Genomic DNA, 16,273 nt, shown 5'->3' on the forward strand with positions numbered 1-16,273 from the left:
GTGCTCTCGGGTCAGCGGGCGCCGGCGGGGACGGCGACCGTCCCGACGACGGCGTCCAGGATCGCGGCCGTGGACCGGCCGCTCATCGCGGCCTCCACGCTGGGCAGCAGCCGGTGCGCGAGCACCGGGCGAGTGAGCCGGTGGACGTCGTCGGGGAGCACGTAGTCGCGCCCGTCGATGGCGGCGACCGCCTTGGCCGCGCGCACCAGGTGCAGCGTCGCGCGCGGCGAGGCGCCCAGCGACAGCTCCTCGGAGCGCCGGGTCGCCGAGGCGATGGCCACGGCGTACCGCTGCACGTCGGAGGACACGTGCACCTGGTTGACGATGGCGATCAGCTTGCGCACCTCGGCGGCATCGGTGACCGGCTCGAGGTCGTCGAGCGGGTTGGCGCCGGTGTGGGTGCCGAGCATCGCGATCTCCGCGGCCTCGACCGGGTAGCCGACCGAGACCCGGGCCATGAACCGGTCGCGCTGCGCCTCGGGCAGGGCGTAGGTGCCCTCCATCTCGATCGGGTTCTGGGTCGCGATCACCATGAACGGCTGCTCGAGCTGGTACGTCGAGTTGTCGACGGTGACCTGACGCTCCTCCATGCACTCCAGCAGCGCCGACTGGGTCTTCGGCGACGCCCGGTTGATCTCGTCGCCCACGACGATGTTGGCGAAGACGCCGCCGGGCCGGAACTCGAACTCACGGGTGTTCTGGTTGAACACCGACACGCCGGTCACGTCGGAGGGCAGCAGGTCGGGGGTGAACTGGATGCGCCGCACCGAGCAGTCGATGCTGCGAGCCAGGGTCTTGCTCAGCATGGTCTTGCCGACCCCGGGAACGTCCTCGATCAGCAGGTGCCCCTCGGCGAGCAGCACCACGAGCGTCGAGTGGACGACGTCGGGCTTGCCCTCGATGACCCGCTCGATGTTCGACCGCACCCGGCCCACGACCCGTGCCAGCGTCTCGAGGTCCGCCCCGCCCGCCTGAATGTCCACGTTGTCCCTTCCCAACCCCCGAAGCCCGCCTTCCTGTGAGGCGGACCACGCTGTCTCAACCCTAAGTCGTGAAGGGAAACCTATGTGGTCCCACAACCCGACGATTCTGGCCGCGCCCACCCGACTCGGGTATCTGACTCCGGTCAGCACGTTTTGGTTGCCACCCGGGTTCACCCGGCCGAGCCCGCGCCGGCCCCACCAGCCACTCCACCCCGCTCCATCGCGCCCCACCACGAGTGGATCCCTCCCCACCGGCGCACCACCCCGGGCGGTACGGCGCCCGGGGGACCCGTGCTGACCTGCGCAAACGCGAGGTCCGCGGATCGGCGTACGTCGGGAACCGGCGGTCGCCCGCCGCTCGGATCCGGCCCGCGGGCCCCGGAAATCGCGGTCGCCGCGGGCGCTAAGTGGTTGACGGTGGAGTGATGTGGAGTAGAGTGGGGCGAAGTGGAGGAAGCGTGAGGAGTGGAGGTGCCCGATGTTCTTCATGGGCACGTACACCCCGAAGCTCGACGACAAGGGGCGGCTCTTCCTCCCGGCCAAGTTCAGGGATCGGCTCTCGGAGGGGCTCGTGGTCACACAGGGACAGGAGAACTGCCTCGTGGTGTGGCCGACCGACGTCTTCATGGAGGAGGCCCGCCGGGCCCAGGCCACGCCGATGACGGTGCGCGGCGCGCGTGACTACGCCCGCATCCTCTTCGCCGGCGCCGACGAGGGATCCCTGGACAAGCAGGGCCGGATCGGCATCCCGGCCCCGCTGCGTGAGTACGCCGGGCTCGACCGCGACGTGGTCGTCATCGGCGTGATGGACCGGGTCGAGATCTGGGACCCGGCCCGCTGGCGGGAGTACTCCAGCGGAGCACAGGCCAAGTTCGCCGAGCTCGACGAACAGCCGGCCCCTCAGGGCTAGCCGCCGAGAGGCCAGCACCCACAGAACTCAAGAGCGATCCGCAGGACGAGGTCTCGAGCCCGCTCCCGCCACCGTCTGGGGCACCTTCCCCGGTTCCAGACGACCCGCATCTGGGGCACCTTCCCCGGTTCCAGATGCCTTCCCACGTGGGAGCGGGCAGGGACCTGGTCAGGCGGATCGCAGCACCCGAGAAACCACTTCCCCAGCACCACCACATCAAGGGTCGAGACCATGAGCATCGCCTCCGCGGCACCGTCGCCGCACCTGGCTGCACCGGACGAGCCGGATCTCCGTCCGGCCGGGCAGCACGGCGAGCCCGCGCCCCGGGTGCGACAACTGGCCCGCGACGCGGCCACCCTGATGGTGTTCTCCGCGGCCACCTCGGTCGGCGTCGCGGCGTGCTTCCTCCTGCTGGCACTCGCGGCGCGTCAGGCCTGACATGCCGAGCCCCTCCCACGTCCCGGTCCTCCTCGACCGGGTCGTCTCCCTGCTGGCACCCGCGCTCGACCGACCCGGCGCCGTCCTGGTCGACGCGACCCTCGGCCTCGGCGGCCACACCGAGGCCGTGCTCTCCCGCATCGACGCGACCCGCGTCGTCGGCATCGACCGCGACCCGCAGGCGCTCGAGCTGGCGAGCCGCCGGCTCGCGGCGTACGGCGATCGCTTCACGGGCGTCCACGCGGTGTACGACGAGATCGCTGACGTGCTCGCCGACCTCGGGCTCGCGGCCGTCGACGGGGTGCTGTTCGACCTCGGGGTGTCGTCGATGCAGCTCGACGTCCGCGAGCGTGGGTTCGCGTACGCCGAGGACGCCCCGCTCGACATGCGCATGGACGGCACCACCGGCATCACCGCGGCCGAGGTCCTCAACACCTATCCCGCCGCCGACCTGACCCGGATCCTCAAGGAGTACGGCGAGGAGAAGTTCGCCCGCAAGATCGCGGCCGCCGTCGTGCGGGAGCGCGAGCGCGAGCCGTTCACGACCTCCGGGCGCCTCGTCGAGCTGCTGTACGCCGAGATCCCGGCGCCCGCGCGGCGCACCGGGGGACACCCCGCGAAGCGCACCTTCCAGGCGCTGCGGATGGAGGTCAACGACGAGCTGGCCGTGCTGCGGCGGGCCATGCCGGCGGCCATCGACGCGATCAACGTCGGCGGCCGGGTGGTCGTGGAGTCCTACCACTCGCTGGAGGACCGCCTGGTCAAGCAGGCGTTCACCGCGGCGACCCGCAGCGACGTGCCCGAGGACCTGCCGTTCGTGCCGGAGGGGCACGAGCCGGCACTCCGGCTGGTCACCCGGGGCAGCGAGAAGGCCGGGCCGGAGGAGATCGCAGCGAACCCGCGCGCCGCGTCGGTGCGGTTGCGGGCCGTCGAACGGATGCGAGACAGCAGGGGAGAGACAGCATGAGCGAGCGCAGCGAGCGAGTCATCCAAGACAGTGCATCCGGTGCCTCAGGGGCGCACGGAGCGAAGCGAGTACGCCCATGAGCAGTCCAGCGATGCAGGTCCGGTCCCGGATCCCGAGGCTCGCCGGCGCCGCCGTCGAGCGGGCCCGGCTGACGGTCGTCCCGCGGCGCCGCAAGGCGGCCGGTCGGGCGCCGTTCCTCGCCCTGGTCACGATGGTGCTGCTCGGCGGCGTCGTCGGGCTGCTGCTCTTCAACACCTCGATGCAGCAGGCGTCCTTCGCGACCACCGGGCTCGAGCAGCAGGCGACCCGCCTGGCCGCCCGCCAACAGAGCCTCGAGATGGAGCTCGACCGGCTCCGCAACCCCCAGCGCATCGCCGCCGCGGCCAAGCGGCTGGGCATGGTGCAGGCCTGCAGCCCGGCGTTCCTCCGGCTGGGCACCGGCGAGGTCTCCGGCGTGCCCTGCGCGGGTGGTGGCCCGGACAGCCCGTCGCTGCGGATCAACCCGCTGCCGCCGAGCAAGCCCGCGATCCTGAACCCGCCGCCGAACGTCGTCACCGTCGACCCACCGGCCTCCGCGGGTGAGAACTCACAGGCCGACACGGGCCGCGGCAACCCGGATCGGGACGCCCGGGACGGTAGGAAGAAGAACAACCGGTAGCCCCGGCTCGTTCCCGACCCCCGCCCATCCCCCGACCAGAGGAGCAGCCGTTGCCCGCGACCACGCCCCGCGGCACCCGGCGCGGCTCGCCCCAGTTGCGCCTGCGCATCGGGTTCGTGGTGATCGCGATGGTGCTGTCGGTCTTCGGTGCGCGCCTGGTCCAGCTCCAGGGCATCGACCCCAACTCGTACGCCGAGATGGCCGCCGCTGAGGGCCTCGTCGAGGTCGACCTGCCGGCCACGCGCGGCCAGATCATGGACCGCAACGGCGAGCCGCTCGCCGACTCGATCGACGGGATGATGGTGGTCGCCGACCCGCGGCTCACCGACGACGACGCGGCCGACCTCGCGGCGTTCCTCTACCGCAAGCTCGGCGTCGACTACGTCAGCACCCTGGCGAAGCTGCGCGCGCACCAGACCGAGCAGGGCGTGGAGGCACGGTTCGAGTACATCGCCCGGCGGGTCCCCGCGACGATCGCGACCGAGGTCGTCGAGGAGGCCGACAGCAAGGGGTACCAGGGCCTCGACACCCGGCGCGACCCGCTGCGGGACTACCCGGCGGGTGACGTGGCCGCCAACCTGGTCGGCTTCATGGGCACCGACGAGCCGCTCGCCGGCCTCGAGCGCACCTTCGACAAGGAGCTCTCCGGCGTCGACGGCTCCACCCGCTACGAGGTCGGCAGCGGCAACCGGCTGCCGCTGGGCGAGAGCACGATCACCGAGCCGGTCGACGGCAAGGACCTGCGGACCACGCTGGACACCAAGCTCCAGTGGTACGCCCAGCGGGTGATCCGCGAGACCGTGGAGAACGCCCGCGCCGAGTCCGGCTTCGCGATCGTGATGGACTCCCGCACCGGCGAGCTGCTGGCCGTGGCCGACGACCCGACGTACGACCCGAACGAGCCGACCGCGTCCGCGAAGGCCGACCTCGGCTCCCGCGCCCTCCAGGACGTCTACGAGCCCGGCTCGGTCCAGAAGGTGCTCACCGCCAGCTCGCTGCTCGACCTGGGCCTCGTCACGCCGCGCACCAAGATCGTGGTGCCGTCCGACCTGCCGCGCGACGGGCGGGTGATCCACGACTGGTTCACCCACGGCACCATCCGGCTGACCCTGACCGGCGCGATCGCCCAGTCCTCCAACATCGGCACCGTGCTGGCCGCCGACCGGTTCAAGGACGGCCAGCTCTTCCGCTACCTGCGCCAGTTCGGGCTCGGCAAGCCCACCCGCATCGGCGTCCGCGGCGAGACGAAGGGCCTGCTGCCGCGGCTGAGCGAGTGGACGTCCCAGCTCGAGGACCGCATCGACTTCGGCCAGTCGCTGTCGGTCAACGGCGTGCAGATGGCGGCCGCGGTGAACACGATCGCCAACGGCGGCGTCCGGGTGTCCCCGAGCCTGATCAAGGGCTCCGCCACCGGCGACGACGGCCGGCCGGTCGGCACCGACCACGCCACCAGCACCCGCGTGGTGAGCGAGCAGGCCGCCAAGCAGACCGCGCTGATGATGGAGCGGGTCGTCGACCCCGACGTCGGCGTCGCGCCCGGTGCGGCGGTGCCGGGCTACCGCGTCGCCGGCAAGACCGGTACGGCGCAGCGCGTCGGCGAGGAGTGCGGCTGCTACGACGGCACGTTCACCGTCTCCTTCGCCGGCTTCGCGCCCGCCGACGACCCGCGCTTCACCATCTACGTCGTCGTCCAGAACCCCCGCAACGGCGGCGGTGGCGGCTCGGTCGCGGGCCCGGCGTTCGCCAAGATCATGAGCTACGCGCTGCGCCGCTACGGCGTGCCTCCGACCGGCACCCAGCCCTCGCGGCTGCCGGTCGAGTGGTGAGCGTCGTGCAGCGATAGGTTCACGTGGTGAGCGACTCCACCCGGCCCCAACACCCCCCGCGGACGCCGCTCGCGACCCTCGCCGACTGGGTCGGCGCGCAGGCGGTCGGTGATCTCGGCGACGTCGAGGTCACCGGGATCTCCCTCTCCTCGCAGCGGATCCGGCCCGGTGACCTGTACGCCGCGCTGCCCGGCAGCCGCGCCCACGGCGTCGACTTCGCGCCGGCCGCGGTCGGGGCCGGCGCCGTCGCGGTGCTCACCGACCCGGCGGGTGCCGGGTCGGCGGCCGTCGACGTCCCGGTGCTGGTCGTCTCCCGGCCCCGCGCCGTGCTGGGGCGCCTCGCCGCCCATGTCTACGGTGACCCCGCCGAGTCGATGCGGATGATCGGTGTGACCGGCACCCAGGGCAAGACGACCACGACGCGCCTGCTCGAGGGCGGGCTGACCCAGGGCGGGGGCCTCGCGGCCGTGATCGGCACCAACGGCACCCGGGTGGCCGGCGCGGACGTGCAGACGACGCTGACGACGCCGGAGGCGCCCGACCTGCACGGGCTGTTCGCGATGATGCGCGAGCGCGGCGTGACGACCTGCGCGATGGAGGTCTCCAGCCATGCGCTGGTGATGGGCCGGGTCGACGGCGTCGTCTTCGACGTCGCGGTGTTCCTCAACCTGGGGCGCGACCACCTCGACTTCCACGGCGACGTGGAGGAGTACTTCGCGGCGAAGGCGTCGCTGTTCACGCCGGAGCGCGCCCGGCTCGGGCTGGTGAACATCGACGACGAGCACGGGCGTCGGCTCGTCACCGAGGCGACGGTGCCGGTCCGCACGTTCTCCACCACCGGTGCCGCCGACTGGACGGTCGACGACGTCGAGCCCGGACCGGAGGGCTCGACGTTCGTGATCGTGACCCCCGACGGGCGCCGGCTGGCGGCGGGCTGCCCACTGCCCGGTGACTTCAACGTCGCCAACACGCTCGCGGCCGTCGCCGCGGCGGGGGAGACCGGCCTCGACCCGGCGGCGGTCGCGGCCGGCATCGCCGCGGCGGGCGGCGTACCCGGCCGCCTCGAGCGCGTCGACGCCGGCCAGGACTTCCTCGTCGTGGTCGACTACGCCCACAAGCCCGACGCCGTCGAGGCCGCGATCCGCACCCTCCGGCCGCTGACCGACGGCCGGCTGATCGTCGTGCTCGGCGCCGGCGGCGACCGCGACCCCGGCAAGCGGCCGATCATGGCGGGCATCGCCGCCAGGCTCGCCGACGTGCTGGTCGTCACCGACGACAACCCGCGTACCGAGGATCCGGCCGCGATCCGCGCGGCCATGCTGGCGGGCGTCGAGGACGGCGCGGCGGAGGTCGTCGAGATCGGCGACCGGCGCGCGGCGATCCGCGCGGCGGTGCGCAGGGCCCGGCCCGGCGACATCGTGGTGATCGCGGGCAAGGGGCACGAGACGGGACAGGAGATCGACGGCGTGGTGCATCCCTTCGACGACCGCGAGGTCGCCCGGGAGGAGTTGGCGTGCTTGCCCTGAGCCTGCGCGAGATCGCGGACATCGTGGGCGGCTCGGTCACCGCGGACGTCGCCGATGTCGTGGTGAGCGGACCTGCCTACGTCGACAGCCGCCGGCCGCAGCCGGGCGGTCTCTTCGTGGCGGTGGTCGGCGAGCGGGTCGACGGCCACGAGTACGCCGCCGGGGCGCACGCCGTCCTCGGCACCCGGCCGACCGAGGCGCCGACGGTCGTGGTCGCCGACCCCGTCGTCGCGCTCGGGCGCCTCGCGCGCCACGTCGTCGACCGGCTCGTCGCCGGCGGGACCACCGTGCTCGCGCTGACCGGCTCGCAGGGCAAGACCGGCACCAAGGACTACCTCGCCCAGGTGCTCGCCGCCGCCGGTCCGACCGTGGCGACCGCCGGCAACCACAACAACGAGATCGGCGTCCCACTGACCGTGCTCACCGCCGACGCCGCCACGCGCTACCTCGTCGTCGAGATGGGCGCCCGCGGCGTCGGTCACATCGCCTACCTGTGCGAGATCGCGCCGCCGCAGGTCGCCGCCGTGCTCAACGTCGGCACCGCGCACATCGGGGAGTTCGGCTCGCGTGATGCGATCGCCGCCGCCAAGGGCGAGATCGTCGAGGCGCTGCCGCCCTCGGGCACCGCGGTGCTGAACGCCGACGACCCGCTCGTGGCCGCGATGGCCACGCGCACGGCGGCCGCGGTCCTCACCTTCGGGGCCGAGCACGCCGACGCGACCGTACGCGCCTCCGACGTCGACCTCGACGACCTCGGCCGGCCCGAGGTCACCCTGGCGGTCGGCGGGCAGCGCACCCGGCTGCGGCTCCCGCACAGCGGTCTCCACCAGGTCGAGAACGCCGCGGCCGCCGCGGCGATGGCGCTGGCGGCCGGGGTCGACCTCGCGGTCATCGGGCCCGCGCTCGAGGCCGCCGCGACCGCGTCCCCGATGCGCATGGAGCTGCACGAGCGGTCCGACGGGCTGCTGGTGATCAACGACGCCTACAACGCCAACCCGGCCTCGATGACGGCCGCCGTCGAGACGCTGGCCGAGATCGGCGCGCGCCGCGGACGTCGTACCGTCGCCGTCCTCGGCGAGATGCGCGAGCTCGGCGACCAGGCACACGCCGGCCACGTCGAGGTCGGCCGGGCCGCGGCCGCGCTCGGCGTCGGCGTCGTGGTCGTGGTCGGCGCTCCGGCCGCGGGCATCGCCGACGGGCTGCGCGGCGTACCGGAGTGGGCCGGTGAGGTGATCGTCACGGCGGGGCGCGACGAGGCGGCGGCCTGGGTGCGCGAGAATGTCGCGGGCGCCGATGTCGTGCTGGTCAAGGCCTCGCGCGGAGCCGCCCTGGAGACGATCGCCGACGGCCTGCTGGAGGGAGACCACAAGCCATGAGAGCCATCCTGTTCGGTGGCGGCCTGGCCCTGCTGATCTCGCTGCTCGGCACCCGCGTCGCGATCAACCTCTTCACCCGCTGGGGCTACGGCCAGGAGATCCGCGACGACGGGCCCACCAGCCACCACACCAAGCGCGGCACACCCACGATGGGCGGCGTCGTGATCATCCTGGCGACCGTGCTGGGCTACTTCGGAGCGCTGCTGATCACCGGCACGGTGCCGTCGGCCTCGGCGCTGCTGCTGCTCTTCCTCTTCGTGGGCATGGGCCTGGTCGGCTTCCTCGACGACTACATCAAGATCTCCAAGCAGCGCAGCCTGGGCCTGCGCAGCAAGGCCAAGATGATCGGCCAGACCCTGGTCGCCGTGGTCTTCGGCGTGCTCGCCCTGTCGCCGTGGCTCGAGGACGACAGCGGCGTCACGCCGGCGTCGCAGAAGATCTCGTTCCTGCGCGACATCAGCTGGCTGGCGCTGCCGATGGTCCTGGCGGTGGTGCTGATCTGGTTCATCATCGTGGCGACCAGCAACGGCGTGAACCTCACCGACGGCCTCGACGGCCTCGCCACCGGCGCCTGCACGATGGTCTTCGCGGCGTACATGATCGTGAACATCTGGCAGAGCAACCAGTCGTGCACCGTCGAGAACACCGCGCTCTGCTACAACGTACGAGATCCGCTCGACCTCGCGATCGTGGCCGCCGCGCTGACCGGCGCGTGCTTCGGCTTCCTGTGGTGGAACGCCTCGCCCGCCGCGATCTTCATGGGCGACACCGGATCGCTGTCGCTCGGTGGCGCGCTCGCCGGCCTCGCGATCCTGACCCGCACCGAGCTGCTGCTGATCATCCTCGGCGGGCTGTTCCTCGTCGAGACGCTGTCGGTGATGCTCCAGGTGGGCTACTTCAAGGTCACCAAGGGCAAGCGGATCTTCCGGATGGCGCCGCTGCACCACCACTTCGAGATGCTCGGGTGGGAGCAGGTCACGGTCGTGATCCGGTTCTGGATCATCACGGGGCTGTGCGTCGCCGGCGGCCTCGGCATCTTCTACGCCGAGTGGGTGGCACGTCTGTGAAGGATCTCCCATGAATCCGGGGAGCCTCGGCCGGCACGACTCCTGGGAGGGTGTCCGCGCGGTCGTCGCGGGCTTCGGCGTGTCCGGCTTCGCCGCCGCCGACAACCTCAACCACCTCGGCGCGAGCGTCGTCGCGCTCGACGAGTCCGACGCCGGTGACCGGCCCGCGAAGGCCGAGCTGCTCGAGGTGCTCGGCGCCGACGTACGCCTCGGCCCCGGCACGACGCAGACCCTGCCCGACGACGTCGACCTGCTGGTCACCTCGCCCGGCTGGCGGCCCACCGCGCCGCTGCTCGCGCAGGCGGCCGCGCGCGGCGTCCCGATCTGGGGCGAGGTCGAGCTCGCCTGGCGGCTGCGGGATCCCGACCACGACACCCCGTGGCTGTGCGTCACCGGCACCAACGGCAAGACCACGACCGTGCAGATGCTCGACTCGATCCTGCGGGCCGCCGGGCTGCGCAGCATCGCGGTCGGCAACGTCGGGCTGCCGATCGTCGAGGCGGTCATGGACCCCGAGCCGTACGACGTGCTGGCGGTCGAGCTGTCGAGCTTCCAGCTCCACTACACCGACTCGATGAGCGCCGAGGCGGCCGCCGTCCTCAACGTCGCCGAGGACCACCTCGACTGGTACGCCGGGCCGACCGGCATGGCCGACTATGCGGCCGACAAGGGGCGCATCTACGAGCGCGTGCAGCGCGCCTGCGTCTACAACGTCGCCGACCCCGAGACCGAGCGGCTGGTCCGCGAGGCCGACGTGATCGAGGGCGCGCGGGCGATCGGGTTCACCCTGGGCATGCCGGCGGTCGGCATGGTCGGCCTGGTCGAGGACATCCTCGCCGACCGCGCGTTCATCGAGCAGCGGGACACCAGCGCCGCCGAGCTCTGCACGATCGCCGACCTCGCCTCGCCTGCTCCGCACTTCGTGGCCAACGCCCTGGCGGCCGCGGCACTTGCCCGCTCCCACGGGGTCTCGCAGGCGGCCGTGCGCGACGGGCTGCGCGCCTTCCGCCCCGACGGTCACCGGATCGCCGTCGTCGGGGAGGCGGACGGGGTCACCTGGGTCGACGACTCCAAGGCCACCAACCCCCACGCCGCGACGTCGTCGCTGCTGGCCTACGACAGCGTCGTGTGGGTCGCCGGCGGCCTGGCCAAGGGCGCGAGCTTCGACGACCTGGTGCTGACCGTGCGCGACCGGCTGCGCGGCGTCGTGCTGCTCGGCCGCGACCGCCACGTGATCGCGGACGCGCTTTCGCGACACGCCCCCGATGTGCCCGTGATCGTGGTCGGCGACGACGAGACTGGCCCGGTAGATGGTGGACATGCCATGGAGCGCGTCGTGGCGACGGCCGCCGAGTTGTCTCGACCCGGCGACACGGTGCTGCTGGCGCCGGGATGCGCCTCCATGGACATGTTCACCAACTACGGCGAGCGCGGCGACGCGTTCGCCGCCGCCGTACGCCGCAGGATGTAGCCCAGGTTCAGGGCCCGGTTCAGGGAGGGGACGCGATGACCACCGCGGATCCCTTCGACAGCACCCAGCGCCGCTCGGCGATCGGTGGCTGGTACGCCGCGGCCCGCGCCGCGCTCGACCGGCCGCTGACGTCGTACTACCTGCTGCTCGGCGCGTCCGCGCTGCTGCTCACCATCGGCCTGATCATGGTGCTCAGCGCGTCGAGCGTCTACTCCTACGAGAAGAACGACGGCAACTCCTACGCCATCGTCACCCGGCAGTTGATCTGGGTGGTGATCGCGATCCCGTGCGCGTTCCTCGCCTCCCGGATGCCGCTCGGGCTGGTGCGGCGCTTCGCCTGGCCGGCGCTGCTGCTGTCGGTCCTGCTGCTCGCGCTGGTGCGCGTGCCCGGGCTCGGGCGCACGGTCAACGGCAACACCAACTGGCTCGGCATCGGCCCGTTCACGATCCAGCCCGCCGAGATCGCCAAGCTGGCGATCGTGCTGTGGGCCGCCCACATCTACGCCCGCAAGGACCGGAAGCTCACCAGCCTGCACCAGATCCTGATGCCCGTCGTGTTCGGCATCGGGCTGGTGATCGTGCTCGTCATGCTCGGCCGCGACCTCGGCACCGCCCTCGTGCTCTTCGCGATCCTCCTCGCGATGCTGTGGGTCGTCGGAGCGCCCGCGCGGCTGTTCACCCTGATGCTGTCGATGATCGGCGTGCTGGCGCTCTATCTAGCGACCACCAGCCAGCATCGCCTCGACCGGATCATGACGTTCACCGATCCGTTCAAGGACTACCACTACGCCGGGTGGCAGCCCGCCCACGGACTCTTCGCGCTGTCCTCCGGCGGCATCTTCGGCCAGGGCATCGGCGGCAGCCGCGAGAAGTGGGGCACCCTGCCCGAGGCGCACACCGACTTCATCTTCGCCGTGCTCGGCGAGGAGCTCGGTCTGATCGGCACGCTGCTGGTGATCGTGCTCTTCCTCACCATCGCCTACGCCGCGGTGCGGGTCGCCTCCCGCACCACCGAGCCGTTCGTGCGCTACATGACCTTCGGCATCGTCGTCTGGCTGCTCGGGCAGATGATCATCAACGTCGGCATGGTCCTCGCGCTGCTCCCCGTCATCGGCATCCCGCTGCCGCTGGTGTCCTACGGCGGCTCCGCGCTGCTGCCGTCGCTGGTCGCGCTCGGCCTGCTGATCGGCTTCGCCCGTCGCGAGCCCGAGGCGGCGCGGGCGCTCGCGCAGCGCAAGAAGGCCCGATCGGCCGGCCTCTCGGCCGGTCCCCGCGCTGGCTAGGGTTGTGCTGATGCGCGTTCTCCTCGCCGGCGGTGGCACCGCCGGCCACACCTCGCCCCTGCTCGCCACGGCCGACGCGATCCGGAGGCTCGCGCCCGACCTCGGCATCGAGCCCGAGATCACCTGTCTCGGCACGCCCCGCGGTCTCGAGAACCGGGTGGTGCCCGAGGCCGGCTACCCCCTCGAGCTGATCCCACCAGTGCCGCTGCCCCGCAAGCCCAACGCCGACTTCTTCAAGGTGCCGGCCCGCCTGCGCGCCGCCGTCAAGGAGACGCTCGCCGTCTTCGACCGGGTGCGCCCCGACGTCGTGGTCGGGTACGGCGGCTACGTGTCGATGCCCGCGTACCTCGCCGCCCGCCGCCGCAAGCTGCCGCTGGTCGTCCACGAGCAGAACGCCGTGCCCGGCCTGGCCAACAAGGCCGGAGCCCGGGTCGCCCGGCGCGTCGCGGTCAGCTTCCCCGACACCCCGCTGCCGCGGGCGGAGTACGTCGGACTGCCGATCCGGCCGATGATCTCCGGGCTCGACCGGGCCGTGCTGCGCGCCGAGGCGCGCGCGTCCTTCGGCCTCGACCCCGACCGGCCCACGCTGCTGGTGACCGGTGGCTCGCAGGGCGCCCGGCGCCTCAACCAGTCGGTCTCCGGTGCCGCGGGCGCGCTGGCCGCCGCGGGCGTGCAGGTGCTGCACGTCGTCGGCCCGCAGGGCGAGGCGTCCCCCGAGACCGACCCCAACGTGCCCTACGTCGTCGTCAACTTCGTCGACCGGATGGACCTCGCCTACGCCGCCGCCGACCTCGTGGTCTCCCGGGCCGGCGCCAGCAGCGTCACCGAGGCCGCCGCCGTGGGCCTGCCCGCCGTCTTCGTGCCGCTGCCGATCGGCAACGGCGAGCAGGAGCACAACGCCCGCCCGGTCGTCGACGCCGGCGGCGGCATCTTGGTCAAGGACGCCGACCTCACCGCCGACTGGGTCGCCGACACCGTCCCGGGCCTCGCGATCGACCCCGAGAGGCTCGCCGCGATGGGCGCCGCGGCGGCCGCGCTGATCCCGCGGGACGCCGACGAGCGGCTGGCCCGGATCGTCTTCGAGGCAGCCCGGTCGTGAAGATCCCCGTCCCCGACGAGCTGCTCCCCGCCGAGCGCCTCGGCCGTGTCCACTTCGTCGGCATCGGCGGCGCCGGCCTCTCCGGCATCGCCCGGATCATGCTGGCCCGGGGCGTCACCGTCAGCGGCAGCGACGGCGTCGACTCGCCGACGCTCGACGCGCTGCGGGCCCTCGGCGCGACCGTGCACCTGGGCCACGACGCCGCGCAGGTCGCCGACGCCGACACGCTCGTGGTCTCGACCGCGGTGCGCGAGGACAACCCCGAGTACGCCGAGGCGATGCGCCGCGGCCTGCGCGTGCTGCCGCGCTCGGCCGCCCTCGCCGCGGTGATGGCCGACCGCCGGGTGGTCGCCGTCGCCGGCACCCACGGCAAGACGACCACGACCTCCCTGCTGACGGTCGGGCTGCAGGCGGCAGGGGCCGATCCGACGTACGCCATCGGCGGCGAGCTGACCGCCACCGGGGTCAACGCCGCGGAGGGTGCCGGCGAGGTGTTCGTCGCCGAGGCCGACGAGAGCGACGGGGCCTTCCTCCACTACGCGCCGTACGCCGCAATCGTCACGAACGTCGAGGCCGACCACCTCGACAACTGGGGCACGGAGGAGGCCTACGTCGCGGCGTTCGACGAGTTCGCCGACACCGTCGACCCCGACGGGTTCCTGGTCTGCTGCGTCGACGACCCGGGTGCCGCGGCGCTCGCCGCGCGGCAGCGTGCCGCGGGTCGCCGGGTGGTGACGGTCTCCGCGCGCCACGACGCGGACTTCGGCCCGGACGCGCTGGCCGGCGTCACGCTGTGGTCGCCGGGGGAGCACTACCTGGTCGACGCGCTGGCCGCGCTGGCCGCGGGCGTCACGCTCGGCGTCGGGGCCGACGACCTGGCGCGCGGCATCGCGTCGTACACCGGCACCAAGCGGCGCATGGAGCGCAAGGGCGAGGCCGGCGGGGTGCGCGTCTACGACAGCTACGCCCATCACCCGACCGAGATCGCCGGCGACCTGCAGGCCGCGCGGGCGGTCGCGGGGGAGGGCCGCGTGGTGGTCGCCTTCCAGCCGCACCTGGTCTCGCGCACCCGGATCTTCGGCGAGCAGATGGGCGTCGCCCTCGGGGCGGCCGACGAGGTCGTGGTGCTCGACGTCTACCTCGCGCGCGAGGACGCCGACCCGGCCGTCACCGGCGCGCTGGTGGCGGGCGCCGTGCCACTGCCGCCCGAGCGGGTGAGCTTCGTGCCCGACTTCGACGCCGTACCCGCGGCGCTGGTCGCGCGGGCCCGCCCCGGCGACCTCGTGCTGACGCTGGGCGCCGGCACGATCACCGAGATCGGCCCGCGGGTGCTCCGGCTGCTCTCCGGGGAGAGCGGCGATGGCTAGGCGCCGCGACCCCGACGAGACGCAGGGCTTCGACGCGCTGCAGGCCGCGCAGGACGACGGGCCCGACCCGTTGCTCGACCCGGCTCTGGTGGCCAGCCGTCGGCGCTTCGCGCGCCGTCAGCGGGCCCGTCGCTGGCTGGCGTGGAAGCCCGCGCTCGCCGTGGTGCTGGTGGTGGGGCTGATCGTCGGCGGCGTGTGGCTCGTCTACTTCTCCTCGTACCTGTCGGTGCACGGGGTCGAGGTCACCGGCGTGGAGCAGCTCGATGCGGCGGAGGTCGAGCGGGCCGCCGCCGTGCCGACCGGGGAGCCGCTGGCCACCGTCGACCTCGACCGGATCCGTACCCGGGTCGAGGCGCTCGCGCCAGTGCGCTCGGCCGACGTCACCCGCCAGTGGCCCGACACCGTGCTGGTCACCGTCGTCGAGCGGGTGCCGGTCGCCGTGGTGACGATCAGCGGCCAGCTGCGCGGCCTCGACGACCAGGGCGTGGTGTTCCGTGACTTCGCCCAGGCACCGCCCGACCTGCCGCGCATCGAGACCGCCGCCGACACCGGCTCGGAGGCGCTCCGCGAGGGCGCGCTGGTGGTCGCCGCGCTGCCCGGCGACCTCGCCGCGAAGGTCGACCACGTCGACGTGCGGACCATCGACGCGATCTCCCTCGAGCTGCGAGACGGCCGCGAGGTCGTCTGGGGGAGCGCCGACGAGCCCGACCTGAAGGCGAAGGTCCTCGCGCAGCTCCTGGGCGCCGTCGAGGCACAGCGGTACGACGTGAGCGTGCCCGGCCAGCCGACCAGCCGCTGAGTCGCCACGGTGGTTGAGGTGCGAAGGCGCGCTGGCGCCTCGAAACCTCCGTGCGCCCACGGTGGTTGAGGAAGGCGCGCTAGCGCCTGTCTCGAAACCACCTGCCGCGCGGCGGGGAGTGTCGGCGTCCTCCCGGCGGCGCCAGTATGGGTGCGCGTCCTCCGCCGTCAAGGATTCCCTGCGGCGGCTTCGCCGTCCTTGACGGCTCCTCCCGCGCACCCCGTTGGCGCCTATCGGGAGGACGCCGACCTGTGGTCGGTTCGAGGTAGGGGGTGGTTTCGAGACGGTTGCTAGCGCAACCTCCTCAACCACCGTCCTCGTCGGGCAACGGTGGTTGAGGAAGGCGCGCTAGCGCCTGTCTCGAAACCACCCGCGCCGGAATCACGGTGGTTGAGGAAGGCGCGCTAGCGCCTGTCTCGAAACCACCTGTCCCGCGCGTGGCACGTGACTGTCGGCGCTAGCTCGGGTCGTGGTGGTGGTTTCGAGGCTCCTCGCTGGCGCTC

14 protein-coding genes are annotated in these 16,273 nt (G+C 72.9%); 13 read left to right on the forward strand and 1 reads right to left on the reverse strand.

Annotated elements, in window-relative coordinates:
* Positions 1–11: 11 nt before the first annotated feature.
* On the reverse strand, positions 12–983 hold the full coding sequence (locus KM427_RS11045) for an AAA family ATPase (protein WP_215527210.1): 972 nt from the start codon (positions 981–983) through the stop codon (positions 12–14).
* A 478-nt stretch (positions 984–1,461) separates the two neighbouring features.
* On the opposite strand from KM427_RS11045, the gene mraZ reads away from it, so the two are divergent.
* From mraZ to KM427_RS11110, 13 genes are all read left to right on the forward strand, one after another.
* The gene (gene mraZ, locus KM427_RS11050) at positions 1,462–1,893 is read left to right on the forward strand and encodes a division/cell wall cluster transcriptional repressor MraZ (RefSeq protein WP_183590382.1); all 432 of its coding nucleotides are present in this window, start codon (positions 1,462–1,464) and stop codon (positions 1,891–1,893) included.
* A gap of 231 nt (positions 1,894–2,124) precedes the next feature.
* The gene (locus KM427_RS11055; RefSeq protein ID WP_183590381.1) at positions 2,125–2,331 is read left to right on the forward strand and encodes a hypothetical protein; all 207 of its coding nucleotides are present in this window, start codon (positions 2,125–2,127) and stop codon (positions 2,329–2,331) included.
* 1 nt (position 2,332) lies between these two features.
* Positions 2,333–3,298, forward strand: coding sequence for a 16S rRNA (cytosine(1402)-N(4))-methyltransferase RsmH (gene rsmH, locus KM427_RS11060; RefSeq protein WP_183590380.1), 966 nt, complete (start codon positions 2,333–2,335; stop codon positions 3,296–3,298).
* A 76-nt stretch (positions 3,299–3,374) separates the two neighbouring features.
* On the forward strand, positions 3,375–3,956 hold the full coding sequence (gene ftsL / locus KM427_RS11065; protein WP_215527211.1) for a cell division protein FtsL: 582 nt from the start codon (positions 3,375–3,377) through the stop codon (positions 3,954–3,956).
* 50 nt (positions 3,957–4,006) lie between these two features.
* On the forward strand, positions 4,007–5,782 hold the full coding sequence (locus tag KM427_RS11070; RefSeq protein WP_252275278.1) for a peptidoglycan D,D-transpeptidase FtsI family protein: 1,776 nt from the start codon (positions 4,007–4,009) through the stop codon (positions 5,780–5,782).
* Between the two features lie 26 nt (positions 5,783–5,808).
* Positions 5,809–7,308, forward strand: a complete 1,500-nt coding sequence (locus KM427_RS11075) for a UDP-N-acetylmuramoyl-L-alanyl-D-glutamate--2,6-diaminopimelate ligase (protein WP_502887154.1) — start codon at positions 5,809–5,811, stop codon at positions 7,306–7,308.
* Entirely contained in the window at positions 7,296–8,684 is a 1,389-nt protein-coding gene (locus KM427_RS11080; protein ID WP_215527213.1) for a UDP-N-acetylmuramoyl-tripeptide--D-alanyl-D-alanine ligase, read from the forward strand. Before KM427_RS11075 ends, KM427_RS11080 begins: the two co-directional genes overlap by 13 nt.
* Positions 8,681–9,751, forward strand: coding sequence for a phospho-N-acetylmuramoyl-pentapeptide-transferase (gene mraY, locus KM427_RS11085; RefSeq protein WP_183590376.1), 1,071 nt, complete (start codon positions 8,681–8,683; stop codon positions 9,749–9,751). Before KM427_RS11080 ends, mraY begins: the two co-directional genes overlap by 4 nt.
* Before the next feature lie 10 nt (positions 9,752–9,761).
* Positions 9,762–11,222, forward strand: a complete 1,461-nt coding sequence (gene murD, locus KM427_RS11090) for a UDP-N-acetylmuramoyl-L-alanine--D-glutamate ligase (protein ID WP_183590375.1) — start codon at positions 9,762–9,764, stop codon at positions 11,220–11,222.
* Positions 11,223–11,257: 35 nt separating this feature from the next.
* Positions 11,258–12,505, forward strand: coding sequence for a putative lipid II flippase FtsW (ftsW, locus tag KM427_RS11095; RefSeq protein WP_215527214.1), 1,248 nt, complete (start codon positions 11,258–11,260; stop codon positions 12,503–12,505).
* 10 nt (positions 12,506–12,515) lie between these two features.
* Entirely contained in the window at positions 12,516–13,604 is a 1,089-nt protein-coding gene (gene murG, locus KM427_RS11100; protein WP_215527215.1) for an undecaprenyldiphospho-muramoylpentapeptide beta-N-acetylglucosaminyltransferase, read from the forward strand.
* Complete coding sequence (gene murC / locus KM427_RS11105) at positions 13,601–14,971, forward strand: UDP-N-acetylmuramate--L-alanine ligase (protein ID WP_215527216.1); 1,371 nt, start codon at positions 13,601–13,603, stop codon at positions 14,969–14,971. Before murG ends, murC begins: the two co-directional genes overlap by 4 nt.
* Complete coding sequence (locus KM427_RS11110) at positions 14,964–15,770, forward strand: cell division protein FtsQ/DivIB (RefSeq protein WP_215527217.1); 807 nt, start codon at positions 14,964–14,966, stop codon at positions 15,768–15,770. Before murC ends, KM427_RS11110 begins: the two co-directional genes overlap by 8 nt.
* Positions 15,771–16,273 lie beyond the last annotated feature (503 nt).

This window comes from Nocardioides sp. LMS-CY (assembly GCF_018732145.1).
Lineage (GTDB): Bacteria > Actinomycetota > Actinomycetes > Propionibacteriales > Nocardioidaceae > Nocardioides > Nocardioides soli.

Coding starts and splice junctions, on each gene's coding strand:
- rsmH (WP_183590380.1), top strand. CDS start 2,333: ATGCCGAGCCCCTCCCACGTCCCGGTCCTCCTCGACCGGGTCGTCTCC.
- mraZ (WP_183590382.1), top strand. CDS start 1,462: ATGTTCTTCATGGGCACGTACACCCCGAAGCTCGACGACAAGGGGCGG.
- mraY (WP_183590376.1), top strand. CDS start 8,681: ATGAGAGCCATCCTGTTCGGTGGCGGCCTGGCCCTGCTGATCTCGCTG.
- KM427_RS11055 (WP_183590381.1), top strand. CDS start 2,125: ATGAGCATCGCCTCCGCGGCACCGTCGCCGCACCTGGCTGCACCGGAC.
- KM427_RS11110 (WP_215527217.1), top strand. CDS start 14,964: ATGGCTAGGCGCCGCGACCCCGACGAGACGCAGGGCTTCGACGCGCTG.
- ftsW (WP_215527214.1), top strand. CDS start 11,258: ATGACCACCGCGGATCCCTTCGACAGCACCCAGCGCCGCTCGGCGATC.
- ftsL (WP_215527211.1), top strand. CDS start 3,375: ATGAGCAGTCCAGCGATGCAGGTCCGGTCCCGGATCCCGAGGCTCGCC.
- murD (WP_183590375.1), top strand. CDS start 9,762: ATGAATCCGGGGAGCCTCGGCCGGCACGACTCCTGGGAGGGTGTCCGC.
- murG (WP_215527215.1), top strand. CDS start 12,516: ATGCGCGTTCTCCTCGCCGGCGGTGGCACCGCCGGCCACACCTCGCCC.